Below are 26,677 nucleotides of genomic sequence, written 5' to 3'. Positions count from 1 at the left end.
GGTTTCCTTCTTTTTACTTCGTGCTTCCGTGATTAAATCGCTTTTGATTTTAAAACCAACTAACCACGAAGCCGCGGTGCTGCACAGAGAGCACGAAGAAAAGAACAAGCAGAAAATATTTAAAGATATTTATTCTCGAATTTTAAAGGTTTACTTCTTTTCACTTCGTGCCTTCGTGATTAAATGGCTTTTGATTTTAAGACCTAAGCAACCACGAAGCCGCTACGCTGCACGAAGAGCACGAAGAAAAAAAAACTGAGAAATTAAGTAGCAACTTTTGTATTGTTTTAAGGTTTACTTCTTTTAACTTCGTGCCTTCGTGGTTAAATGGCTTTTGACTTTAAGACCTAAGCAGCCACGAAGCCGCGGCGCAGAGAGCACGAAGAAAAGAACATGCAGAAAATATTTAAAAGTATTTATTCTTGTATTTTTTAAGGTTTACTTCTTTTCACTTCGTGCCTTCGTAGTTAAATGGTTTTTGATTTTAAGACCTAAGCAACCACGAAGCCGCTACGCTGCACAGAGAGCACGAAGAAAAGAACAAGCAGAAAATATTTAAAGGTATTTATTCTTGTATTTTTTAAGGTTTACTTCTTTTCACTTCGTGCCTTCGTGGTTAAATGGCTTTTGATTTAAGACCTAAGCAACCACGAAGCCGCTACGCTGCACGAAGAGCACGAAGAAAAAATAAACTGAGAAATTAAGTAGCAACTTTTGTATTGTTTTAAGGTTTACTTCTTTTAACTTCGTGCCTTCGTGGTTAATTCGCTTTTGCTTGAAGTTTTTCACCTTAAATTCGTAACCTCGTAGTTAATTAGCTTTAACTGATATTTAATCCAAGTACTGTTTAAATTTTACAATTTTACCTTGGTCAGTTATTTCTATACCTTCTTTTTCCAATAAAGCCTTTTGCCTGATAAATGCCTCGCCTATTAAAGATATTTTACCCTGCGAATTCACCACCCTGAACCAGGGTAAGCGGGAATCTTTAGGTAGCCTCGCTAGTACCTTGCCAACATGGCGGGAATGAAGAGGAAAGCCGGCTTGTTTCGCTAGTTGCCCATAGGTTATTAACTTACCTTCGTCTAAATAAGACAAAATGGTATAGACGTTTTGTGCAAACTCTTCCATCTTTCAGGCTTCTCTTGTTTGATATGTAAATTCGTTGCCCTTCGAAGGGTTGTTAGGAATCAGAAAAGAAAGGCTCAAAGAACAAAGTGCAAAGCCTGCTCCGCAGTAAAATACCCACGATGGGTTAGCTATCCAAACCAAACCTAATAATACAGGGATCACCACCGCTGCAATATGATTAATTGAAAAGCTAATACCAGCCGTCGCCGCTATATCTTCTGGATTTGCTATTTTTTGAAAGTAAGTTTTAATGGCAATTGCTAGCGCAAAAAAGAGGTGGTCAATAACGTATAACGAAGCAGCAATAGTGCTGTTTTCAACTAAACCGTAGGCAATAAATAAAATAATTAGCCCTAAATATTCGAAAATAAGTACGGAACGCTCTCCGAAATAAGCAATGAGTTTGCCAATTTTAGCGGCAAACAACCAATTAAAAACATAATTAATTAAGAATAATGCACTGATCTCAGCGACGCTGTAGTGAAATTTTTCTACCATTAGGAAACCAGCAAATACCACAAAAATCTGTCGACGAGCGCCACTGAAAAAAGTCAGTGCGTAATACAACCAATAGCGTTTTTTTATTATGAACTTTTTGCTTTGTTCGGTAAGTGGCGGGAATTGTTTAAAAGCTGAAGCTAAAAGGAGCGTTAATATTAAGCCTAATCCACCAAATAATAAATAAGTGACTTCATAACTTACTTTGAAGTGGTCCATCAAAACCCAAACACTGGCATAAGCGAGTAATGAAGCAATGGCTTTAACAGAAAGTATTCGGCCCATGAAATGCGCTGCTTCTGATTTATTGATCCATTGCAGGGTGAGCGATTGATTAACTGTTTCGAAATAATGAAACCCGATCGACATTAACATAGTCGTTAAATATAAGCCCATTACCTGTGGGAAGTAGCCTGTAATAGCAACACCTACCGACGTTATGCCCAAAGAGAGGATCGCTAAGCGTTGCTCTTTAATAAATAAGAGAACATAAATGACAGTAAAAGCTAAAAAGCCGGGGATTTCACGTAAACTTTGTAAAATTCCTATTTCAACACCCGTAAAGTCTGCTTTTTCAACCACAAAGTTATTCAACAACACCATCCATACGGAAAATACTAATGGCATGATAAAAGCCATTACAAGTAATAAACTTTCAGGTTTTTGTAAAAAAGGATGCGATTTCATGGGTAGCCGTGATTTATGATAAAAAAACATTTTACGCTTTTTACTGTCTAAAGCGAATCTTGTCTTTAGTTGCGCTGTAATTTAGTTAATGACAATAAAATCTAGCCGTTAAGCATCTTATGGTGATATCTTTACTTTATCAAACGGTGTTAAGTTGATTTTTTTGTGAATTTATATGCATTATTCGTAAATATAAATTCATAAAGTAAGTGTCTTATAGCGTTTGAGTCTACCTTTGTTAGTAGTTATCTTTATCATTATCTTTAGACGTCATCTCCCATCTCGCTTTATTCCTAGTGGATCATAGGCTTTAACAGGGTGATCACAAGGGTTCTGATGCGGTTAACATTGCTTTAACACGAGAGTGCGGGGGAAGTGAATAAGAAAATTGGATTTTATGCCGCTTAAAAGATAGAATACAGACAAAATTACACCTTTAACAGTAGGGTGATTTCAAGAAATAATGTATAAGCCCTGTGCTTGTACTGCTCTTATGCGCGTTATTTCTTGGTCAAGGGAGTTTTTGTTAAGTGCACTTTTCATAAGAAAGTAGTTTCCTTTACAAAAAAAGTAAAAAAATTAATTGCTTGTTTTTGGTAACTCAATTACAAGTCGTGTGTAGCACTTCGAAAACATTAGATCTTACAGTTAAGTAACATTACTGTTTTATCTTGAAGGACATGTTTATGACTAATATAGAGCAAAACGCTCAAGGCCTTTATGTGCCTGAACTGGAACATGATGCTTGTGGTATCGGTTTCGTCGCACATCTAAAAAACAGCAAGTCTCACAAGATTGTGACACAAGCTTTAGATATGCTAGCGCGTATGGAACACCGTGGTGGTCAAGGTTGCGATCCATGTAGTGGTGATGGCGCGGGTATTCTTTTACAAAAACCACATGAGTTTTTAGTAACAGAAGCATTAAAAGAAGGCATTACCCTTCCTAAATTTGATCAGTACGGCGTAGGAACCATTCTATTCCCTAAAGATGAAAATCATCGTGACCATTGTCGCGAAATTTTAGCAAGAACTGCTGAACGTCTTTCTCTTGAAGTGATTGGTTACCGTGTACTACCTACCGATAATTCAATGATTGGTGCTGATCCATTAAGCAGCGAACCACAGTTTGAACATATGTTCGTGACTGGCGGTCCTGATATGGAACCTGCTGTATTAGAACGTAAATTATTTATTCTACGTAATTATGCAACACGCATTTGTTTAGAGTCTGTTAATGGCATTAAAGATAACTTTTACATTAACACTTTCTCTTACAAAACGATTGTATATAAAGGTCAATTAACCACTGAACAAGTGCCACAATATTTCTTAGATTTACAAAATCCAAGTATGGTGACTGCACTTGCATTGGTTCATTCTCGTTTCTCAACAAACACATTCCCACGTTGGCGTTTAGCCCAACCGTTCCGTTACATTGCTCACAATGGCGAGATTAATACGGTTCGCGGTAATATCAACTGGATGAAAGCGCGTGAAGCTTTGCTTGAAGCTGAGTTCTTCACTCGTTCTGAATTAGACATGTTAATGCCAATCTGTACTGATGGTATGTCTGACTCTGCAAGCTTTGATATGGCATTAGAATTATTAGTGCTGTCTGGCCGTAGTCTTCCTCATGCATTGATGATGATGATCCCTGAAGCTTGGCAAGAAAATAAAAGTATGGATCCTAAGCGTCGTGCTTTCTACCAATACCACGCAAATCTAATGGAACCTTGGGATGGCCCAGCTTCTGTTTGTTTCACCGATGGTGTACAAGTAGGTGCAACACTTGACCGTAATGGTTTACGTCCATCTCGTTATACAGTGACAAAAGATGACTTCCTAGTGATGGCATCTGAATCAGGTGTTGTTGAAATTGACCCTGAAAACATTAAGTTACGCGGTCGTTTACAACCTGGTCGTATTTTTGTTGCTGACCTTGAACAAGGCCGTATCATTTCTGATGATGAAGTGAAAGATGGCATTGCAGCAAGAAAACCTTATGAAACTTGGTTACAAAATAACTTAGTTAAATTAGAAGATCAGCCTGCAGCATTAGAGCGTAATATCCAACCAGATGCGGGTAAATTGTTAAAACGTTTACAATCGTTTGGTGTAACTTCTGAAGAAGTTAATGACATTATTCTACCGATGTTACTTGATGGTAAAGAGCCATTAGGTGCAATGGGTGTGGATTGGCCGTTAGCGGTACTGTCACATCAATCTCAACATTTATCTCATTACTTTAAACAATTATTTGCACAAGTAACTAACCCTCCAATCGATCCGATTCGTGAGCGTATGGTTATGTCGTTAAATACTTATTTAGGTAAAGACAAAAATTTACTGGCAGAAACGCCAGAACATTGTCATAAAGTTGAGCTGGAATCGCCTGTATTAAGTAATGCTGAATTACAAAAAATTAATGCACTGGATGACAAGCACTTACAAGCTAAGACATTAGAAACTTTCTTTGCCGCTTCTGGTGAGCCAGGTAAGTTGAAAAAAGCGCTAGCACGTATTTGTCGTTACGCAGAAGATGCGATTCACGATGGTTACTCAATCATCATTCTTTCTGACCGTAATGCAACGTCTGACCATGCTCCTATTCCTGCTATGTTAGTAACAGGTGCGGTACATCACTACTTAATCAAACGTGGCCTACGTGCTATGTGTGACATCGTAGTGGAAACAGGTGACGTACGTGAAACACATCATTTTGCAACAGTAATTGGTTACGGTGCTTCTGCCGTTAATGCTTACTTAATTGAAGAAATGATTGTTGATCTACAAAATAAGAAACGTTTGCCAGCTGATAAATCTGTTGATGAAATCTTTAAATCTTACAAATATGCGATTGACGCAGGTCTGTTGAAGATTTTCTCGAAAATGGGTATCTCAACGATTCAGTCTTATCAAGGTGCACAAATATTTGAAGCATTGGGCATTAGCAAAGCAGTAGTTGATGATTACTTCAAAGGCACTGTAACGCGTATTCAAGGTTTATCAATTGATGATATTGCACATGAAATTTTAGTGCGTCATCGTTTTGCTTACCCATTACGTGCAGTACCTGTGCAACGTTTAGATGTAGGCGGTGTATACCAGTGGAAACAACGTGGTGAGAAACATTTATTTAACCCAACAACGATTTCATTATTGCAAGAATCGACTCGTAACAAAAATTATGAGCAGTTCAAACAATACGCAGAAGCCGTTGATAAACAGGGTGATGATGCAGCAACGTTACGTAGCCAATTTGTATTTGTACCTAAAGAAACAGGTCCAATCTCAATTGACGAAGTCGAGCCAGCGGAATCAATTCTAAAACGTTTTGCAACGGGTGCGATGAGCTTTGGCTCTATCTCACATGAAGCTCACTCAACACTTGCGATAGCAATGAACCGAATTGGCGCGAAGTCAAACTCTGGTGAAGGTGGTGAAGATCCAATCCGTTTCAAACCAAAAGAAAATGGTGATTGGGAACGTTCTGCTATCAAGCAGGTAGCATCAGGTCGTTTTGGTGTTACGTCGTACTACCTAACAAACGCTGCTGAAATCCAAATTAAAATGGCACAGGGCGCTAAACCAGGTGAGGGTGGTCAATTACCAGGTCATAAAGTTGATGACTGGATTGGTCGTACTCGTCACTCTACTCCTGGCGTAGGTCTAATTTCACCGCCACCGCATCATGATATTTACTCAATCGAAGATTTAGCGCAGCTTATCTACGATTTGAAAAATGCTAACCGCGAAGGTCGTGTTAACGTTAAATTAGTATCAGAAGCCGGTGTTGGTACGATTGCATCAGGTGTTGCTAAAGCAAAAGCTGACGTAATCTTAATCGCTGGTTTTGACGGCGGTACAGGTGCATCACCATTATCATCTATTCGTCATGCTGGTTTACCATGGGAACTAGGTTTATCTGAAGCACATCAAACGCTAATGAAAAACGGTTTACGTAACCGTGTTGTGTTACAAGCTGATGGCCAGATGAAAACACCTCGTGACTTAACAATTGCTGCTTTACTAGGTTCTGAAGAATGGGGCGTTGCAACTGCTGCTTTAGTGGTTGAAGGTTGTATTATGATGCGTAAGTGTCATTTAAATACTTGTCCTGTTGGTATCGCAACACAAAACAAAACATTACGTGAACGTTTCGACGGCCGTGTAGATGATGTTGTTACTTTCTTTGGTTATATGGTTCAAGGCATGCGTGAAAACATGGCGATGTTAGGCTACAAATCAATCACTGAAATGGTTGGCCAAACACAAAACTTGAAAGTACGCGAAGATGTGACGCACTGGAAATATAAAAACTTAGATTTAAGTACTATTCTATTCAAGCAACAGGGTAAAGAAGAAGATGGGATGTTTAACCAAACAACTCAAAATCATAACCTTGAAGCAGTATTAGATAGAAAACTAATTGAGTTAGCAGCACCAGCGTTAGAGAAAGGCGAGGCAGTATCGGGTGAATTCCCTATCACTAATGTCGACCGTTCTTGTGGTGCCATGCTTTCTAATGAAATTTCAAAAGTCTATGACGACCAAGGTTTGCCTAAATCGATGCAAGTTAAATTCAAAGGCTCTGCTGGACAATCATTTGGTTGTTTCCTTGCTAAGGGTGTTGAGTTTACTGTTGAAGGCGATGCAAATGATTACTGGGGTAAAGGTTTATCTGGTGGTCAAATCGTGGTTTATCCATACCGCTCATCAACATTAGTTGCTAAAGATAATATTATCGTTGGTAACGTATGTTTTTATGGCGCAACATCTGGTCAATCATACATTAATGGTATGGCTGGTGAACGTTTCTGTGTACGTAACTCGGGTGCCGAAGTGGTTGTTGAAGGTATCGGTGATCACGGTTGTGAATACATGACTGGCGGTATAATGATTAACTTAGGGTCTACGGGTCGTAACTTTGCGGCGGGTATGAGTGGTGGTGTTGCTTATATTTGGGACCAAGATGATAAGTTTACAGCTAATTGTAATATGGAACTGGTTGACCTCGATCCTCTAGATCAAGCAGATAAAGACCTGTTAATTGCAAAAGTCACTAAACATTTAGAGCTTACCGAGTCTAATATAGCGGCTAAGTTCTTAGCGGATGTTGAAGCAAGCTTAGCAAAAGTTGTTAAAGTGATGCCTCGTGATTATAAAGCGGCATTAGCAGCTCGAGTGAAAGGAGAAGCAGCATAATGGGTAAGCCTACTGGATTTTTAGAATTAGGTCGTGAACTTCCACCGAAATTATCGGTTGAAGAGCGTCTAAAAGATAATAAAGAGTTTGTGCAAAACGACGTGTTTGGTAAAAAGATTAATGACCAAGCCTCTCGTTGTATGGACTGTGGCGTACCGTTTTGTCATAACGGTTGTCCAATTGGTAACATCATTCCTGAATTCAATGATGCGGTTTACCGCGAGAGTTGGTTAGAGGCTTGGGAAATCCTGAGCTCAACGAATAACTTTCCTGAATTTACTGGGCGTGTTTGTCCTGCTCCATGTGAAACTTCATGTGTTTTAGGTATTAACCAAGATCCTATTACGATTTGTAATATTGAAAAAACAATTGTAGAAAAAGCATACGAGAATGGTTATGTTCAACCAAAAATACCAAGATCTCGTAGCGGCAAAACAATTGCTATCATCGGTTCTGGCCCTGCAGGTCTTGCAGCAGCAGAGCAATTAAACTCAGCAGGTCACACTGTTACGGTTTATGAGCGCGATGAAAAAATAGGCGGTTTATTACGTTTTGGTATTCCTGACTTTAAACTAGGTATGGACATTATCGATCGTAAGATTGCGGTAATGGAAGCGGCTGGTATTAAAATGGTTGTGAATGCACACATTGGTGTTGATTTTGATGCAAAAGATTTGCGTAAGCAATTTGACGTTGTGTTATTAACAGGTGGTTCAACGGTTCCTCGTGACCTACCAATCCCTGGTCGTGACTTAAAAGGTGTTCATTTTGCAATGGAATTCCTTGGTCAAAATAACCGCCGTGCAAACGGTATGGATCTTAAGACTGAAGAAATTCATGCCGCAGATGACCATGTAGTGGTTATCGGTGGTGGTGATACAGGGTCTGACTGTGTTGGTACTTCTAACCGTCATAAAGCCGCATCGGTTACGCAAGTGGAAATCATGCCGATTCCACCTGAAAAACGTACTGTGAATATGCCATGGCCTTCTTACCCAATGATCTTGAAAACAACAACTTCACACGAAGAAGGTGTAGATCGTCATTGGTCAATCCTAACTAAAGAATTCATCGGTGATGAAAACGGTAACGTTAAAGAGTTAGTGGTTGCAGATATCGAATGGGAAGAAGCAGCACCGGGTCAACGTCCTAACTTTAAAGAAATTGAAGGTTCTGTACGTTCAATTCCTTGTACTAAAGCTTTCTTGGCAATGGGGTTCTTACACCCAGAACCAACGGGTGTTTTAGCGCAGTTATCAATTGGCTTAGATGAGCGCGGTAACGTTAAAACTAACGATTACCAAACAACCCAAGCAGGCGTATTTGCCGCAGGTGATATGCGTACTGGTCAGTCTCTGATCGTACGTTGTATTAATGAAGGCCGTGAAGCTTCACGTGCTATTGATGCATACTTGATGGGTAACTCTAATCTTGAATGTATCAATGATTCATTAATGATGGCTAACTAAAACAAACCATTATTGGTTGTTTGTTAGGCAATCTGCTAACAACATTACTTAACATGCAATTTAGTGTTAATAAACCCCCTCTCTTTTTAGAGCAGGGGGTTTTTTTGTTTTAAAAGTAGTATAAAATCCGTTTCCCTTAAATTCGGTATTTTGTACCGGTCATACTAAAAACATTTGAAAGTCTGCTGTATCGTGCAGTTTATTTTCAAATGTAGAACAAAGGAAAGATTAATGTCTTTAATCGATTTTTCAGCTTCTACGCTGTCGATTTTACCTGCAGTGGTTGCACTGGGGTTAGCTATTCTTACGCGTCGAGTTTTATTGTCGTTAGGTTTAGGTATTATATTAGGTGCTTTATTACTGGTTGATTTTTCAGTGGTAGCAGCGGGAACTTACATTTTTAACACGGTTAAAGGTGTGGTAGTTGAAGATGGCGGATTAAATACTTGGAATATGAGTATTGTCGCTTTCCTGTTATTGCTGGGAATGATGACGGCGGTATTGACGCTTTCTGGTGGCACGCGTGCCTTTGCTGATTGGGCACTTGACCATATTAAAGATAAACGTGGTGCGTCGCTATTGGCGGCATTTTTGGGCGTGTTCATATTTATAGATGATTACTTTAATAGTTTGGCCGTTGGTTCTATCTCTCGCCCTGTTACTGACCGTTTTAATGTGTCACGCGAAAAATTAGCTTACATACTTGATTCAACCGCTGCACCAATGTGTATTCTGATGCCTGTTTCAAGCTGGGGCGCCTATATCATGACCATTATCAGTGGTATTTTGGTTAGCCATGGTATGACAGAGTATTCGCCGTTAGGGGCTTATGTTGCATTAATTCCTATGAATTTCTACGCAATATTTACTTTGTTAATGGTCTTTGCTGTGATTATTTTCAAACTTGATATTGGGCCAATGAAAAAACATGAAGCAATGGCAGAAAAAGAGATCACCAAGGGTGAACAAGACTATATCGATTTACAAGATGAAATGGGTATTGAAGAGCATGAACAAGGTAAGGTTGGCGATTTAGTTTACCCAATCATTGGCTTAATTATCGGAACGTTATTTTTTATGCTTTATACCGGTAATGCTGCATTAGCTGAAGCAGGTCAAAATTTCTCTGTATTAGGTGCCTTTGAGAATACTGATGTCGGTGCTTCTTTAGTTTACGGTGGCTCAATCGGCTTAGTACTTTCTTTATTGACCGTAGTAAGACAAAAGCAAAGCTTTACAAATATTAAATTTGCTCTTTGGGTTGGCGCAAAATCGATGTTCGGTGCCATTATTATTCTATTTTTTGCTTGGTCTATTGGTACTGTGATCGGTGATATGAATACCGGTACTTATCTATCAAGTTTAGTACAAGGTAATATTGGATTACATTGGTTACCGGTTATCTTATTTGTCCTTTCTGGTGCAATGGCGTTCTCAACAGGAACTTCTTGGGGTACCTTTGGGATCATGTTACCGATTGCGGGCGACATGGCCGGCGCAACGGATTTAACCATGATGTTACCGATGTTAAGTGCGGTATTAGCGGGGTCTGTATTTGGCGACCACTGTTCTCCGATTTCAGACACCACTATTTTATCGTCAACGGGTGCGCGTTGTGAACATATTGACCACGTCGCCACACAATTACCCTATGCGCTTGCAATGGCATTAGTGTCTATTGTTGGTTTTGTTGTGATTGGCTTTACTGGTTCAACGATAGGGGCTTTAGCTGCCTCAGCCGCTGCCTTTGTGGCCGTGATTGTGGTAATGAAAACATATTCACTTCGTTCGTCAATTCCTTCGCCTATTCGTCAATTATAAAACACTAAACCTTGAATAATACTAAAAAGCAGGCTTGCCTGCTTTTTTTGTACCTATAGCGTTACATTTAATGTCATCGCTCATGCCAAACCTTCAATAACATGCCTTTAATACCTTCACCTTATTTGACTTTAAGGCTTACAGGTTCTGCATTCTTATTGGTAACTGAGGCGCAATTCACCTTACCCATTAATAAACAAGCCTCCGTGACTATCCTTTTTCGAGTAGCCTTGCTAGGATCTGTTTTTTGTTTCTGCTAGGTAACTGTTTTGACCATTTCTGCTACTGCTTTAAAAGACCATTTAAATGACGTGTTATATAAAGACCAATTCCGTTTAAAACGTAGAATTGATGATCTTGCTAACTTAAAATCGCCTGAAAAAGTAGAACAAAGCCTAACTAAAATTGCCATTGATATACAGGTCTCGATGGATAAACGTAAGCAACGTTTAGATAACCTACCAGAAGTCACTTATCCTGACCTGCCCGTTAGCCAGAAAAAAGACGAAATAGCCAAAGCCATTTCCAATAACCAAGTGGTCATTATTGCTGGTGAAACAGGCTCTGGTAAAACAACGCAAATACCTAAAATCTGTTTAGAGCTAGGGCGCGGTGTATCGGGCTTGATTGGTCATACTCAACCGAGACGTTTAGCCGCTAGAACCGTGGCCAATCGTATTGCTGAAGAGTTAGATTCTGAGCTTGGTGAAACAGTAGGTTATCGTGTTCGTTTTACGGACAAAGTCAGCGACAAGTCTTATATCAAACTAATGACTGACGGTATTTTATTAGCTGAAATACAAAACGACCGTTTCTTAAGTCAATATGACACCATCATTATCGATGAAGCGCACGAGCGTAGTTTAAATATCGACTTTTTAATGGGTTACTTAAAACGTCTATTACCCCGTCGCCCAGATTTAAAAGTAATTATCACCTCCGCGACCATTGACCCAGAACGTTTTGCACAACACTTTTGTGATAAACGTGGTAAAGCTGCGCCTATTATCGAAGTGTCTGGCCGTACATTTCCTGTTGAAACCTTATATCGTCCATTGGATGAATACGCAGCAGGTGACCAAATCGAAGGTATTTTCCAAGCCGTTGATGAGCTACAACGTTTAGGTCGTGGCGACATTCTTATTTTCATGAATGGTGAACGTGAAATTCGCGATACTGCAGAAGCATTAACCAAACGAAAATTACGCGATACCGAAGTACTGCCTTTGTTTGCGCGTTTAAGTGTGGCAGAACAAAATAAGATATTCCAAGGGCATCGTGGTCAACGTATCGTGCTAGCGACCAACGTAGCAGAAACATCCTTAACCATACCGGGTATTAAATACGTCATTGATACAGGTACCGTGCGTATAAGCCGTTATAGCTACCGTACTAAAGTGCAACGTCTACCGATTGAGGCAATATCGCAAGCCAGTGCAAATCAACGTAAAGGTCGTTGTGGCCGTGTCAGCGAAGGTGTTTGCATTCGTTTATTCAGTGAAGATGACTTTAATGGTCGTCCTGAATTTACTGACCCAGAAATACTGCGTACTAACTTATCGTCAGTTATTTTGCAGATGTTATCGCTTGGCTTAGGTGAGCTTAATAAATTCCCATTTGTAGAGCCTCCGGAAGATAGAAATATCAAAGATGGTTTGAGCCTATTAGAAGAACTAGGCGCGGTTGACCTAAAAGCCAAAGATCCACGCAAGAAATTAACACCTTTGGGTCGTCAACTAGCGAAATTACCCGTAGACCCACGTTTAGCGCGTATGATTTTAGCGGCTAAAGACTTTGATTGTGTACATGAAGTGATGGTGATCAGTGCGGCCTTAAGTATTCAAGATCCGCGCGAACGCCCAATGGATAAGCAACAAGCATCCGATGAAAAACATCGTCGCTTTCAAGATAAAGATTCAGACTTTATCACTTATGTTAATTTATGGAATTACATCAACGAACAGCGCCAAGAATTGTCTAGTAGCCATTTCCGTAAAATGTGCCAAAAAGACTTTTTAGCTTATATGCGCGTGCGTGAATGGCAGGATATTTATACACAAATCAAACAAGTGACCGATGAGCTAGACATTAAGGTGAGCAGCACGCCGTCTAACTTTGATGCGATCCATCAAGCTTTATTAGCAGGCCTTTTATCACATATCGGTTTAAAAGATAAAGACGCCGAATATTTAGGTGCGCGGAATAGTAAATTTTATATGTTCCCAGGCTCTGGTTTGTTTAAAAAACAGCCAAAGTGGGGCATGTTTGCGGAACTCGTTGAAACATCAAAACTATTTGCACGAGTCGCGGCACGTATCAAGCCAGAGTGGGTAGAACACCAAGCACAACATCTTATTAAACGTAGTTACGCTGAACCGCATTGGCAGAAAAAGTCAGGCGTGGTTGGAGCGTTCGAAACACAAACCTTATACGGCATTCCTATTGTCAGTAAGCGTAAAGTTATTTACACCCATATTGACCCAATATTATGTCGTGAGTTATTTATTCGTCATGCCTTAGTGGAAGGGGAGTTTGAAACGCGTCATCAATTCTTTAAAGATAACCAAGCGTTATTAAATGACATTGAAGAGTTAGAGCATAAATCACGTCGCCGCGATATTTTGGTCGATGATGAAACGTTGTTTTTGTTTTACGATGAACTTGTGCCGCAAAATGTATGTAGTGCAAAACAGTTTGATAGTTGGTGGAATAAAGAAAAAAAACAACAGCCACAATTATTAAACTATCAACGTGATCAAGTCATGGCGCATGATGCAGATAAAGTCACCGCCAATGCTTATCCAGATCATTGGCAGCAAGGTGATTTCCGTTTACAGCTTGAATATGCCTTTGAACCAGGCACTAGCCAAGATGGTGTAACGGTGAATATTCCACTGGCATTATTAAACCAAATATCAGACCAAGGTTTTGAGTGGCAAATACCAGCGCTACGTGAAGAGCTATTAGTCGCGCTAATTAAAACATTACCTAAACCTATTCGTCGTAATTTTGTGCCTGCTCCAAACTATGCAGAAGCCGCAATGGCTAATTTAGTGCCTTTACAGGGTCCGTTATTAGAGGCTTTTGAAAAACAATTACTACGCATGACTGGTGTTCGAATTCCTGAAGATTCATGGGATCTATCTGCATTACCGACGCATCTGCGTATCAAGTTTAAAGTGATTGACGATAAGCAAAAAAGTGTTGCTGTCGGCACCGATTTAAAATTATTGCAGCACGACTTAAAAGGTAAAGTGAAACAAACCTTATCAAAGGTTTCAAAGCAAGGTATTGAAAAATCAGATTTATTAGAATGGGATTTTGGTAAATTACCAACATCGTTTAAAAAAGACCATGGCGGATATGAAGTGAAGGCTTATCCTGCCTTGGTAGATAAAAGCAAAAGTGTGGCGATTGAGTTATTTGACAGCGAAGCCAAAGCACAACGTTTTAATCAAGCAGGATTACGTCGATTAATTTTGTTGAACGTACCGTCACCAATTAAATACCTGCAACAAAGTTTACCTAATAAGGCCAAGCTTGGGCTGTACTTTAACCCTTTTGGGCAAGTGAAAGACTTAATTGATGACTGCATTAGCTGCGCCGTTGATGCAATTCTTGTGGGGCAGACACACCCACAAGAAGCCCCTGAATTTGAGCGACAAAAAGAAAAAGTGCGCGCTGAACTGGCAGATAAAACGTTACAAATTACACAGCAAGTGGAACAAGTATTAACCCTTGCTCATGCCGTCAATAAGCAATTAAAAGGCAAAGCGGATTTAAGTATGTTGGTGGCTAAAGGGGACATTAAGTCGCAGCTAGAGCGTTTGATTTTCCCTGGGTTTGTTTGCCAAGTGGGTGAGGGAAAACTTAACGACATTAAGCGTTATTTATTAGCGTTACAAAAGCGTTTAGAGAAGTTACCGGTGAATCCAAACCAAGACAGATTAAATACCATTGAGTTACATGATCTTGAAGAACGCTATCGTGCGTTATGTAAGCAGTTATTGAGTACTGAAAATGAACATGAAGGTTTAGCTGAAGTGTATTGGATGATGGAAGAGTTAAGGGTGTCGTTGTTTGCACAGCAGCTAGGCACGCCTTATCCAGTATCAGCGAAACGAGTGAGGTTGAAGTTGACGGAACTTAAGGGTTAAGTCATTAACCTTTTAAAATGTAAATTGATAAGCAAGCTTCGGCTTGCTTTTTTTATGCTTTTTTAGTTTTGAAGGTTCGTCTTCGCTCATCGGGACATTGTGCTGATTAATTTCAGTGTTTTCGCCTTGTCGGCGACTTTACTTTCTCTCTGCCAGCAGAGAAATTGATACCTACAAGAGTGCAAAGAGACTGGCACCGAATCGCTTTCTTATCCAAACGAGCAATACCTTTCCTAACGTACCAGTTCATACGGCACGTCCCTGTGCCGAATGAACTTACAGCAAACGTCCTGTTTGCTGTTGCTGAAAGATATTGAGCGTTTGGAAAAGCTCAACGGTGGGTATGGTTGTAGCACGTAGAGTAAGATTTTTATTCTTTACTGTTTGGTGTTGTTAATCTCAAGTGATGGCTGTTTTTTTTTAGTTTTTTTGTTTGGCTGTAATGGCGATGGCAGTGAGGTTGCATAACCTTGAGCGTAATCCACGCCCATTTTATCTAATCTATCAATAATTAACTCATTTTCAGCAAATTCAGCGATAGTTATTTTGTTCATCAACTGTCCTATTTTATTGATGCTGCTTACCATCTCTCGGTCAAGGGCATTTTTTTCTATGTTTTGCACAAAACTACCATCAATTTTTAGATAATCTACTGGCAATTTTTTTAAATATTCGAAAGAACTTGTGCCAGTGCCAAAGTCATCTAAAGCAAATTTAAACCCAATATTTTTACATTGTTCGATGAACTCAATGGCAGTATAAAAACTTTTAAGAGCGATAGTTTCAGTGACTTCAAAGCATATCCATTTAGGATCGACATTAAATTCTAGAATTTTCTTTTTGATAAACGGCAATAAACTATTAGAGTTAATAGAGGCCCCTGATAAGTTGATGGCAATCATTATTGTGTTGTCTGGATGTTCGGCTTTGATAAGATGAAAAATTGAAAATACTTTGTTGATCACCCATTGGTCAATGTCGCATATCAAGTCGTATCGTTCTGCAGTCGGTAAAAAGTCTTTTGGCAGAATAATTTCTCCCTGATCATCTTCCATGCGAATCAAGACTTCCATATGAAGGTGTGTTTTGTTTTGGTTTTTTAATGCACGATACGTTTGATGATAAAGTACAAATTGATCATCTTTTAAAGCAGATGTTATACGATTCACCCATGATGTTTGGTTGCGTCGTGTAGCAAGGTTTTGGTCGTTTGCTAAGAAAACACCTATCTGATTGCGACCGTTGTCTTTTGCCCAGTAACAGGCAGAGTCTGCCTCATTAAGGACTTGTGTGCTATCAACACTATTGCTTGTAATTAAGGTCAAGCCAATACTAATACCGATGGTATAGACTTGGTCTTTGTTAAAATATTGATAGTTCTCGATGGTTTTGAGAAATTGGTTTGCGATTATTTTAGCCTGAGTTAAATCACACCCACCTAATAATACACCAAATTCATCTCCTCCAAGCCGAGCTAACAGGTCTGTGTCTCTTATTTTATATTGCATTAACTGTGCAATTTGCGTGAGTAACTCATCACCCGCAGCATGCCCACAAGAGTCATTCACGACTTTAAAACGGTCAAGATCCATGAACATTAAAACGTACTGTTCATGTTGATTATTAACTTCATCAATTGCGAACGTAATATTTTTCTGGAAAGCACGACGGTTTAATAGTCCCGTTAAAGGGTCATGAGAAGCTTCCCATGAGCGTTGCTCAAGATAGTTTCTTGCATTGCTCACATCACGTAAAGAAAGCACACCACCAGACAATTGACCTTTATTGTTAAACGTTGGTGCTGCTCTTTCTTCTACTGCGATGGCTATTGAATCGTTTATTCTTAAAGTACTTTGACCATCACAAGACGTCTCTTTCTTATACTGAAGTGCTTTTAATAATGTATTGTCAATGTTATCACCTGCAGCGTTAACGATTTGTATTACGTCACTTATTGGCTTACCTATTAGTGCCTGTAACGTTGTTCCAAGCAGTTTTTCACCCGCAGTGTTAATAAAGAGTACTCGTGCATTTGCATCCGTTCGTATCACTGCATCTTGAATAGAATGTAATGTAATAATCGCTCGTTCTTTTTCTTCATTTAGCTCTTCTGTTATTCGCTTCAAATGACGTATCGGAATAAGACGCATCATTAACAGAACAACAAAACCAAGGAGAGCGCCTAAAAAAGCGATATTAATGGCATTGATAATAAGTGAGTTCAATGAGGCCGTAATAGTGACTTTACCTACTACTTTTTCAATGTCATGAAGAGGGTAACTGCGATGCATTGAAGGGAAGGCTATCTCATTACCTGCTGAAGTGATTACGTTACCTTTTGCATCAAAAAGCACTATGAACTCTTTATCCAACAGGACTGGTTCCCGTTTTAGTATGCCTTGCGTTCGGTTTTCTGCATACATCCAAGTATCTGGTAGTTGTGTTATTAACTCAGATTGTCCTAATGCTTTTAGCTTGGCTTTAAAACTTAATGACTCACTTAAATCTTGGTAGGCTATAAAGGTATAACTCACAGGTAAGCTGAGACCAATAATCACCGAAATGACGATAGACAGTCGCTTAATAAAATGAATTATGTGGTCATCAATTGGGATCATAAAACGATCGAGTTTCCATTTTTTTCTAGGATGGCTTGGCCATCTTTCGAGCTGATAAACGAAATAAATGCCTGTACATGTACAGGAACGGTTTCAGGTATTATTAAATAAAAGTGTTTTAGTATCGGGTATTCACCTGAACTTGCCGATTCAGGAGTCGGCGCAATACCATCCAGAATTAATGCCCGTAAAGGACGACCTTCAGAGAGGATCAATGCCAAACTTGTCACACCAATACCCCCAGGAATGCTATCGATTTTGTCAACTGCATCTTGATCCGTTGATGCAAAGGGTAAGTTGGGACGGTTATCAGCTATTTCCAGCGCTTGTTTTAACTCAGGTGACAGTGCCATTAATTGAATAGAGTTATCATCACCCGGTTGACGAATAATAGGTCTAATTGTCCTGCCATCTGGCCAATTCAACATTTCACCTGAATAGATGTCAGCTAGTTGTTTCAGGCTAATATTAGTGACTTTATCTCGTTTAGAAACAGCAATAACAGTTGGTGAGCGGGCATATTCTATTATTTTAATGCCTTTTTGTTGTTCAGATTTTTTAAGAGGACGTGAACTAAGGCCGATATCAATGGCGTTGTTTGGGACGGCACTAATACCGCCACTACTGCCAATACTGGGTAAAACGATAACCTCTGTTTCAGGGTGTGCTTTAACATAAGCATTGGCTATTAATTGCATTGTACCTAACGCATTCCCAGTTCCACCAATTTTGATGGTGTCAGAGTGTGCCTGCATCGTTGTGCATATTCCGATAAATAAAGTGAGCAATAACGAGGGCAATTTCATTAAATTCGTTAGTTTAGAAGGAAGCATATATGACCTTTTTATTTAATATATTCATTCATTTAGAGATACTTACCCCATGATATTAGTACATTATCCTAAAGTGGCAATAGACTGGTTTTTCTAATTGTAGCAAAAGTAGTGGACAGCCATACATTTAAATAAATAATATCAATTAGTTAATCATTCAAACGATATTCAATGTGGCTACGATTTCCTTGATGGAAGTTGTGAGCACCCATTAGTTGATCACAATAAAATCAACCCTTTACGATTTTAATATACTGGGTATTCAGTTATTCTATATTAAATTTATCAATAAAGCGGGAGGTTGTTGGTTAAACTCTCTAGTCATCATTCTCTAGTAATATTTACCTATTAAACATGCTAATTGGATAAAACACATGCCTCATAACTACACACCTACTGTTAAAGACTGGCTTTCTCTGCTGTTACTCATTTTGCTGTGGGGCACATCATTTATGTTTACCGCTGTTTCACTGCAAAGCTTTAGTCCTGTGGCTATCGTTTCTCTTAGAGTGTTGATTGCTGCGATTATTCTAACTCTGTTTATGTATGCCAAGGGTTGGCGTTTGCCTGTAGAGCCGTTGGCTTGGGCGGTATTTTTATTGCTGGGTGTTATGGGTAACTTGTTGCCATTTCTTCTTATCTCAACGGGTCAGAAAGATATTAGCTCGGGCATTACGGGATTGTTGATGGCTTTTATGCCATTGGCGACAATGATTTTGGCACATTATTTTGTATCAGGAGAAAGCCTCAATCGCTTTAAAATATTCGGTTTTGTGTTAGGTATTACTGGCGTGGTGATTGTGCTATGGCCGTCGTTAGTAGGAGCTTACAGTAATTTACTGAGCGGTTTATTGATTTTACTAGCCACTTTTAGTTATGCGATAAATGCCATTTTGGTGAGGCGATTACCTTCTTATAATCCTGTTGTGACAGCGGCAGGCGTGATGATTATTTCCAGTATCGTGATAGTGCCATTGTGGCTGTGGCAAGATTTACCGTGGCAACAAAGTTACTCTTTAAAAGCCTCGTTATCCATGTTGTGGTTAGGTGTCGGGCCGACTGCATTTGCTACCATTCTTTTATTTGCTGTTATCGGCACGGCAGGCCCTACGTTTCTATCGTATATTAATTACGTGATTCCTATTGTGGCGTATTTTACTGGTGCGCTTCTTTTGGGCGAAGCCATTGAATGGCACAGCCTAGCGGCGATGTTATTAATAATTTTAGGAATAGCGCTAACGCGTAAGCGAGTTGTTGATTAAATTAGGTGTTTGTAGGTTTTCGGGAATGTCGTGTTAATCAGTGGTATTCCATTTACACATTTTCCAGCAAGTGGCTTAAATAAGCACACAATAGCTATTGCGGTCTTTGTCAAAAATTGAAAGCCCGCAAAAAATTATAAAAGTTATGGACAAAAAAGTTATAAAAAGGTGTAAAAACTTGTGGGCACCCATACGTTGAAGTCATTAATATCAATTAGTTAATGATTCAATCGATTCTAAATGAGGCTACGACTTCTCCTCTATTGAGCTTTCCCAAATCATGAATTGCAAATTGGACGTTTGCTGCATGAACTGTTGTGTTAAGAAAGAAATTGATGGTTTAGATGAAGAAAGTGACTCGGTGCCAGTCTCTTTGCACTCTTGTAAGTATCTGGCTCTCTGCTGGCAGAGATAAAGTAAAGCCGCCGATAGGGCTAAATACAAAGCCGGAAATATCAACATAACCTTGATAAGTAAAGGCGAACCAAAATAAAGAGCAAGACAGCCATAAACTTTGACGTGTGATAAGTAATATTTTCAGCTCTATCTTTTAATGATGTAGTTTTACATGTCTAGGGGCGTTGTTATGACTCAGTCTCGCCAACCTCAAATGTCGTTATCAGATACACCTTATTATCACTGTATTTCACGTTGTGCTGGTTGCGCTTATTTATGTGGAGAAAAAACTATAGGGTCTTTGATTGTGTGCAAAATGGCCCAGAAGGAGCCATTATAATTGATTCGACGTGAGTTATACGGTGGCTTTTGCTTTGCGCAGAAACTTTAATGGCCGATCTTTTCACTATATCTTCGTTATCAATTAACAATATTTTACCTGTAAAAGTATTTGCCTGTCCGATTTGGAACTTTCGATCTGAACTCTGTCCTAAAACCGGGTGTCATGCATTTAGCTTTTTTGAGGAGGGATCACGTTTTGTTTGTTGTTTACAATTATGCAGATTAAAAATATCGTATTCTTATTCATTATTTATAATTTGCTTATGTGCAATACCTTGCCTATTCCGTATACTTTAATAGCGAGTTTTTCTACCATAAATGAAAGGATTTCCTGTGCAACATTTTAAAAATTTATTCAGCCGTCATTGTTATCGCCATTTTCTATTTTGGGTATTACTTTTTGCTGCAATATATAGTGCTGCAGGGTTTTTATTAGCGCCTGTTTTAATTCAACAGACGATAAAGGAACAAGTTCAATCGAATTTAGGTTGGAATACTGAAATTGGAAAAATCGAATTAAATCCTTATAGCTTAGCTTTAAATATTGAACAATTGAGTATCATTGACCAAAATAACAAAGAAGTCATTGGTTTTTCTCGTTTTTATACAAATTTCACTTTACGTTCAATATTTGAGTTAGCCGTTACTTTTCAAAGTATTGAGTTAATTGATCCTCGTATTGATATAACCATCAACAAAGAAGGTGAAAATAACCTTAGTAAAGCCCTTGCAAAGCATGCCGTTGCTCCTGAAAAAAACGAAATTGAAGATGAGGAAGAAGAATCATCTATTATTCCTTTATTAATTGATAAAATCAGCTTACAAAATGGTGCTTTAAAACTCACTAATTTTCAGCCAAGTAATTCGGTTGTACATCAAGTGACACCAATCTCCTTTGACTTAGAAAATTTCTCAACAAAATTGAATGAAGATGGTCAATATAAACTTGATATAGCATTAGGCACTGGACAGACAATAAATTGGAATGGTTTAATTTCGGTAAACCCTATCCATTCGTCTGGTTCTTTAGATCTGTCTGGCATTAAAGTGCATGAACTTTGGCCGTATCTCCAAGATACAGTTCCTTATGAATTAACTAATGCCATTGCTTCAGTGAAGGGTGACTATGAAGTGAGTCTATTAAAAGACGAACTCGCTTTAAAAATTGAAAATTCGCTAATTGATATTGATAGCATGAAGCTAACTTCAGAAAATACACCTGACGGGTTACTTGCAATTAAAAAAATCCATATTGGTCCAAGTCATTTTGACCTACAGGAAAAAAATATAGTCATTAAACAAGTTGTTATTGATACTTTGTTGCTTGATATATTACGAGATCAACAGGGTGAATTAGCAATGCTAGCACCATTAGCTAATTCCAAAATATCTGAAAGCGACACTAATACAATACAAACTGACGATGCTAAAGACATTACTGTAAAAGATGATGCATCATCACAAGTGACACCTCCATTTATGTGGTCTGTTGAGCAGGTTTTAGTGCAAAATAGTCACGTTAATTGGCTAGATAAACAACCAAAAAAACCGGCCGCTATTGCGGTTAAACAGATTAATATTGAATTAAATAAATTAAACCAAGATTTAACATCAACATTACCTTTTTCAATAAATTATTTTGTTGATTCATCACAAAAGAATACAGTGGTGGGCGACTTAGTCATTGCCCCTTTAAAATTAAACTCACATTTAACACTTGCAGGAATAGATTTAACCTCGATACAACCCTACGTTGCAGAGTCTGTTCACATTAAACTTGAAAAAGGACGTTTGTTTACAGATGCTGATTTTCAGTTGAGTGAAGCTGATGATGGAGAAATTCAGGGCGAATTCGCCGGTAACATTAATATCAAAGCATTTAATAGCCTGGACAAGGTGGTAAATAAACGCCTTCTCGGATGGAATGAATTATCAATTAACCCAATAAAAATTGACCTTAATCCTCTCGCTATTGATATTGGAAAAATTGCTTTAACTAAACCCTACTTTAGAGTTGTAATTGCTAAAGACCGCAGTGTTAATTTATCAAAATTAAGTGTTGAAAAAGCAACCAATAAGAAGGAAGAAACACCTAAAACTATCTCCTCTAATGAAACGCCATTACCATTAAGTATTAGTGAAGTTAGTTTAAGTGAAGGTAGTGCTTATTTTGCAGATCTCTCTTTACAACCTCAGTTTGGCACCGCCATTGAACATATGAATGGTCAAATAAGCAACTTGTCTTCAGATAATACAAAAATAGCCAATGTTGAAATTAAAGGCACGATTGACGACTATGCAACGATGTTGGTCAAGGGTAAATTAAACCCTTTATCTAATGACCTGTATACAGACTTAAACGTTAAGTTTGATAAGATAGATTTAACGGCATTTACGCCTTATTCAGGCCGCCATATTGGTTATATAATTGACAAAGGTAAGTTGAATGTTCAGCTTGATTACAAAATAAAAGATAACAAATTAGAAGCGAAAAATCGTATTGTTTTAGATCAGTTTAACTTAGGGGATACGGTTAAAAGTGATGAAGCATTAGATTTACCCATTAAATTAGCATTAGCCTTATTTAAAAATAAAGATGGAGTGATTGATATTGATTTACCGATCACTGGTAATTTAGATGACCCTGAATTTAAAATTACAGCAATATTATTAAAAACATTAGGTAACTTACTAACAAAAGCAATTACTTCTCCTTTCTCTGCCATTGCCAATCTTGCCGGTAGCAACACCGATAACTTGAATAAAATTGCATTTTCTTTAGGCAGCAGTGAGCTTAATTTAGAACAAAAAGAGGCATTGAAAGTATTAGCTGAAGTATTAAATAAACGTCCTGAGTTAGTATTAGAGGTACGGGTTAATGTCGACCAAAAAGCAGAAGAAAAAGCATTGAAAACTTACAATCTGGATCAATATTTCATTGAATCCGATGTTAATATTAATGACTCTAACGAGCTTGTTGATGCAATGGAAGCGCTATATGCTAGTCGTGAATCAAGACAGAAACTTGATCAGCTTGAAGCTCAAATTAAGTTAAATGTGGAGACTGAACAAAAAGAAGATGAGTATAAAGCTCGTTACCAGCAGGCTTTAACCGATGCGTTATTAGAGACTCAACCATTAGAAAGTTTAGATATGTTAACATTAGCTAAAAAGCGCGTCAGCGTAATTAAACAAGAACTGATTAAAGTAAATAAATTACCTAACTCACAAGTGTTTGTTTTAAATCCTTCTTTGGATGGCATAGCAGACAAAGACAAAATTATCACAGAGTTTACTTTGAGCGCAAAATAATTTGTTCAAGCTACTTTTAATCACGCAGTGCACTAATTCAAAATGAAAAGAGCGGGGTTTTATTCGCTCTTTTCATTTATCCAATATAACTCTTCGAAGAGAATTTTTAGTGTTTTTTACATGCGAAGAGGGCGTTGCTCTGATACCGCCTCGCCAGTCTTAGGTCTCTATCTAATAGTTTCATTATTACTGTATTTCATATCGTATTCGCTGTTCTTATCTATGTATTGAAGATAATTATAGAGAAAAGTCCATTGAACATCGGTGTTGCTTTATAGATTAAAAACAATTGGGTCTGCCTCTTTCCTACTTTCCCTTCTGATAATAGAAAGTAAGAATGAATAGCACGCAAAGCTATTTCGGTAAATTATCCAATGCATTTGCTATTTTAATTAAACGACTGAGAATTTTCTCACCGTCAACGCCAATACCATTATGTTCATATTCATTGGTGATCCAAGCTTTTGACATCGGAATACTCGCTAAGGTTTCTCGCGTATAATCAAGCTCTACAAACATATCATCTGCGTATGCGGCACATGCTAACGGGACTTTGTTTTTACTTAATATGTCAGTGTCGTATAACTTACCCCAATTTTGTTTTTCTGCTAAAAGATTGGCCGCAGGGCGAAGTGCTTTTAATGTTTCTAATTGCTCAAACATCCATGGATAGACCATCTCTCCGGTGAACATGAATGCTTTACCAGATTGGTAATTAAACTGTGAATATTGTTCACGCACACGATGCGCTGACCAATTTGATGCACTTTCTTGGCAATAAATGGATTCATGCAAAATGGCATAGATTGGGTTGGTAAGGTAACCTTGCTCTTGTTGCATCTGATTTAAGAAGCTGTAACTAAGTTGTTTATGCCCATTGCAGTGTATAAATGCACTTTCTAAAAGGTAGTAGAGCGGTAAAGCGGCATTTCCTCGGCCCAAATTAATACCTATTAACTGAAATTGCTCTACTGTGAAGCGTTGTCCGTTGGGTAAGGTAACTTCGTTATTCAGTAAATATTGAGCAATATCACAACACATTTGTTGTGCCGCTGGGAACTGCGCAAAAAAGGCCTTATTTTTATCTGTCGTACGTTGATAAGTTGCATGATAAACATCATCGGTTTGTCGTGTAAGCGAAGGAATGCCACCTGTAATATAGCAACGTAGTAGGCTTTCTGGGAATAATGATAGGTAGGTTAATATACAAAATCCACCAAAGCTTTGCCCTAACGTTGCCCATTGTTTGATATTAAACTTAATGCGAATCGCTTCGGCATCACGCACAATACTGTCGGCTCTAAAGTGTGTTAAATACTCTGCCTGTTCAGTTGCCGATAAGTGAGCCAAAGACGCTTGATTGATCATCGAGCTGTTACCTGTTCCTCGTTGGTCTAATAACAACACTCGATACTCTTGCAATAATCGTTTTAACCAACCGGATTCACCACTTGTACGAGGTGATTGGAAACCGGGACCGCCTTGAAAGAAAACTAACCAGGGCAAATCTTGTTTGTCTTTTTTTACATCTACCAACTCTCGCGCAAAAACAGCAATTTTCTGTCCATCAGAATGGCTATGATCGAGCGGTAATTGAAAATGGTGTTGACGATATAAGGTTGTTCCATCAATAAAACTTATTTGCAAAGTACTATCCTTTTTATGAGTTTTTACTCGCGGAGCCTAACAATAGCTTTTTGCTATTAATGTTTTTATTAGCACCCGTCATCAATCTATGGTTAACCATGATACTTCAAGATAAAAAAGTCGCAAATAGTCATTATTTACTTTTAAAGTTAATTTAAACCTGATGATTGTAGTGGTAAAGATAGGTATGAAATTTAGCGATGGTCGATGCTGAATGAGCAGTGAACAATATTATTTGGTGTCCTCACTTACTATCCGCTCTTCGCTTAAATCGTTAGTTTACGTGGCCTAGCTTAAACTTTAAAAAGCATCTTGAAATAACATGAGAAAGTTACCTTAAGTAAGGTTGTTTGCTTTACTTTTTTATTATACTTTACAGACCAAATGGATATTAAATGATTAGCCGTCATTGGCATTAGGAGATGGAAGATAAATGTTAAATTTAGAAAACCTAGGTGTATTGAGTTATACGACCTATTTTGTGGGTACGTTATTTATTGTGTTATTGCCTGGTCCTAATTCACTTTATGTTCTTGCGCTTTCTGCTCGACAAGGAGCGCGCCTAGGTTGGGCTGCTTTATTGGGTATTTTGGTCGGCGACTCGATATTGATGCTAGCGACTGCGCTTGGTGCTGTGTCTATTCTGGTAACTTATCCTGCCTTGTTTATGATCATTAAATACGCTGGAGCAGCTTACCTTATCTATATCGGCTATCACTTAATTAAAGATGCCATTACAACGTGGCGCAAAGTCGATACCACTGATTTACAAAGCTCAATTACTGAGAACCGGACTACGGGGGCGAAAGCGTTTAAAAAGTCTTTATTAGTGAGCCTGTTAAACCCTAAAGCTATTTTGTTTTTCCTTTCATTCTTTGCACAGTTTGTTGACCCTAGTTACCCACAACCTGCGGTGCCATTTTTGATATTAGCCCTGACTCTGCAAGCATTGAGCCTCACATATTTAGTGATATTAGTTTATGCAGGACAGAAACTGGCAGAGGGTTTTAGAAAACGTCAAAAAGTAAGTTCAATTTCTGCTGGTGGTGTAGGCGTTGGTTTTGTAGGCTTTGCAATTAAGCTAGCATTAGCGAGTGCAAGTTAAGGGGATAGCTTCCAATTTTGGTGCAAATGACAGACTTCGTTAAATAATTTTTAATATTTGTATAGGTTATCCTTGTTGGGGGGATTTAAATAGTATGACCTGTAATATTAATTTGTATTCATTCATTGATACTTGTTCAGGGTTGGAGGAAGATTGAATGTAGCTGTTTTCAACGTAGCTGTTTTCAACGTA

Annotated in this window: 13 protein-coding genes; 8 read left to right on the top strand and 5 right to left on the bottom strand. The window is 38.5% G+C overall.

Annotated elements, in window-relative coordinates; genetic code table 11:
• Nucleotides 1-259, top strand: a 259-nt coding sequence (locus MT390_RS12195; RefSeq protein ID WP_499441385.1) for a hypothetical protein, incomplete at its 5' end; no start/stop codon positions are given.
• A 572-nt stretch (nt 260-831) separates the two neighbouring features.
• On the opposite strand, the gene MT390_RS12190 is transcribed toward MT390_RS12195, so the two are convergent.
• On the bottom strand, nt 832-1,131 hold the full coding sequence (locus tag MT390_RS12190; RefSeq protein WP_166372011.1) for an MGMT family protein: 300 nt from the start codon (nt 1,129-1,131) through the stop codon (nt 832-834).
• A 3-nt stretch (nt 1,132-1,134) separates the two neighbouring features.
• Nucleotides 1,135-2,316 carry an MFS transporter gene (locus MT390_RS12185; protein WP_240923641.1) on the bottom strand — a complete coding sequence of 394 codons (1,182 nt, stop codon included), beginning with the start codon at nt 2,314-2,316 and terminating at the stop codon, nt 1,135-1,137.
• 686 nt (nt 2,317-3,002) lie between these two features.
• Between MT390_RS12185 and gltB the strand changes: the two genes are divergently transcribed.
• The 4 genes from gltB to hrpA all read left to right on the top strand — a co-directional run bounded on the left by gltB (nt 3,003) and on the right by hrpA (nt 14,970).
• Entirely contained in the window at nt 3,003-7,523 is a 4,521-nt protein-coding gene (gltB, locus tag MT390_RS12180; RefSeq protein ID WP_499441383.1) for a glutamate synthase large subunit, read from the top strand.
• Nucleotides 7,523-8,992 carry a glutamate synthase subunit beta gene (locus MT390_RS12175; protein WP_166372013.1) on the top strand — a complete coding sequence of 490 codons (1,470 nt, stop codon included), beginning with the start codon at nt 7,523-7,525 and terminating at the stop codon, nt 8,990-8,992. The genes gltB and MT390_RS12175 overlap by 1 nt, the downstream gene beginning before the upstream one ends.
• Nucleotides 8,993-9,223: 231 nt before the next feature.
• On the top strand, nt 9,224-10,813 hold the full coding sequence (locus MT390_RS12170; protein ID WP_499441381.1) for a Na+/H+ antiporter NhaC family protein: 1,590 nt from the start codon (nt 9,224-9,226) through the stop codon (nt 10,811-10,813).
• A gap of 269 nt (nt 10,814-11,082) precedes the next feature.
• Complete coding sequence (gene hrpA, locus MT390_RS12165) at nt 11,083-14,970, top strand: ATP-dependent RNA helicase HrpA (protein WP_499441379.1); 3,888 nt, start codon at nt 11,083-11,085, stop codon at nt 14,968-14,970.
• Nucleotides 14,971-15,347: 377 nt separating this feature from the next.
• Here hrpA and MT390_RS12160 read toward each other — a convergent pair whose 3' ends face one another.
• Complete coding sequence (locus MT390_RS12160; protein ID WP_499441377.1) at nt 15,348-17,588, bottom strand: EAL domain-containing protein; 2,241 nt, start codon at nt 17,586-17,588, stop codon at nt 15,348-15,350.
• Complete coding sequence (locus tag MT390_RS12155; RefSeq protein ID WP_499441376.1) at nt 17,585-18,394, bottom strand: substrate-binding domain-containing protein; 810 nt, start codon at nt 18,392-18,394, stop codon at nt 17,585-17,587. Before MT390_RS12155 ends, MT390_RS12160 begins: the two co-directional genes overlap by 4 nt.
• Before the next feature lie 401 nt (nt 18,395-18,795).
• Between MT390_RS12155 and MT390_RS12150 the strand changes: the two genes are divergently transcribed.
• The gene (locus MT390_RS12150; RefSeq protein ID WP_166372020.1) at nt 18,796-19,683 is read left to right on the top strand and encodes a DMT family transporter; all 888 of its coding nucleotides are present in this window, start codon (nt 18,796-18,798) and stop codon (nt 19,681-19,683) included.
• A gap of 1,071 nt (nt 19,684-20,754) precedes the next feature.
• Complete coding sequence (locus MT390_RS12145; RefSeq protein ID WP_499441375.1) at nt 20,755-23,733, top strand: DUF748 domain-containing protein; 2,979 nt, start codon at nt 20,755-20,757, stop codon at nt 23,731-23,733.
• A gap of 354 nt (nt 23,734-24,087) precedes the next feature.
• Here MT390_RS12145 and MT390_RS12140 read toward each other — a convergent pair whose 3' ends face one another.
• Entirely contained in the window at nt 24,088-25,380 is a 1,293-nt protein-coding gene (locus tag MT390_RS12140) for an alpha/beta fold hydrolase (protein WP_499441374.1), read from the bottom strand.
• A 433-nt stretch (nt 25,381-25,813) separates the two neighbouring features.
• Between MT390_RS12140 and leuE the strand changes: the two genes are divergently transcribed.
• Nucleotides 25,814-26,485, top strand: a complete 672-nt coding sequence (gene leuE, locus MT390_RS12135; protein ID WP_299661172.1) for a leucine efflux protein LeuE — start codon at nt 25,814-25,816, stop codon at nt 26,483-26,485.
• Nucleotides 26,486-26,677: the final 192 nt, after the last annotated feature.

The organism is Vibrio sp. 2-Bac 85 (assembly GCF_037546705.1).
Classification (GTDB): domain Bacteria; phylum Pseudomonadota; class Gammaproteobacteria; order Enterobacterales; family Psychromonadaceae; genus Psychromonas.
Note: the sequence above shows the minus strand (reverse complement) of the source record. Positions and strands in the feature narration are given on the sequence as shown.

Bases quoted from the DNA above. Each gene is read 5' to 3' on its own strand.
- gltB (WP_499441383.1), top strand. From the start codon at position 3,003: ATGACTAATATAGAGCAAAACGCTCAAGGCCTTTATGTGCCTGAACTG.
- MT390_RS12175 (WP_166372013.1), top strand. From the start codon at position 7,523: ATGGGTAAGCCTACTGGATTTTTAGAATTAGGTCGTGAACTTCCACCG.
- MT390_RS12155 (WP_499441376.1), bottom strand. From the start codon at position 18,394: ATGAAATTGCCCTCGTTATTGCTCACTTTATTTATCGGAATATGCACA.
- MT390_RS12150 (WP_166372020.1), top strand. From the start codon at position 18,796: ATGCCTCATAACTACACACCTACTGTTAAAGACTGGCTTTCTCTGCTG.
- MT390_RS12160 (WP_499441377.1), bottom strand. From the start codon at position 17,588: ATGATCCCAATTGATGACCACATAATTCATTTTATTAAGCGACTGTCT.
- MT390_RS12185 (WP_240923641.1), bottom strand. From the start codon at position 2,316: ATGAAATCGCATCCTTTTTTACAAAAACCTGAAAGTTTATTACTTGTA.
- leuE (WP_299661172.1), top strand. From the start codon at position 25,814: ATGTTAAATTTAGAAAACCTAGGTGTATTGAGTTATACGACCTATTTT.
- MT390_RS12190 (WP_166372011.1), bottom strand. From the start codon at position 1,131: ATGGAAGAGTTTGCACAAAACGTCTATACCATTTTGTCTTATTTAGAC.
- MT390_RS12170 (WP_499441381.1), top strand. From the start codon at position 9,224: ATGTCTTTAATCGATTTTTCAGCTTCTACGCTGTCGATTTTACCTGCA.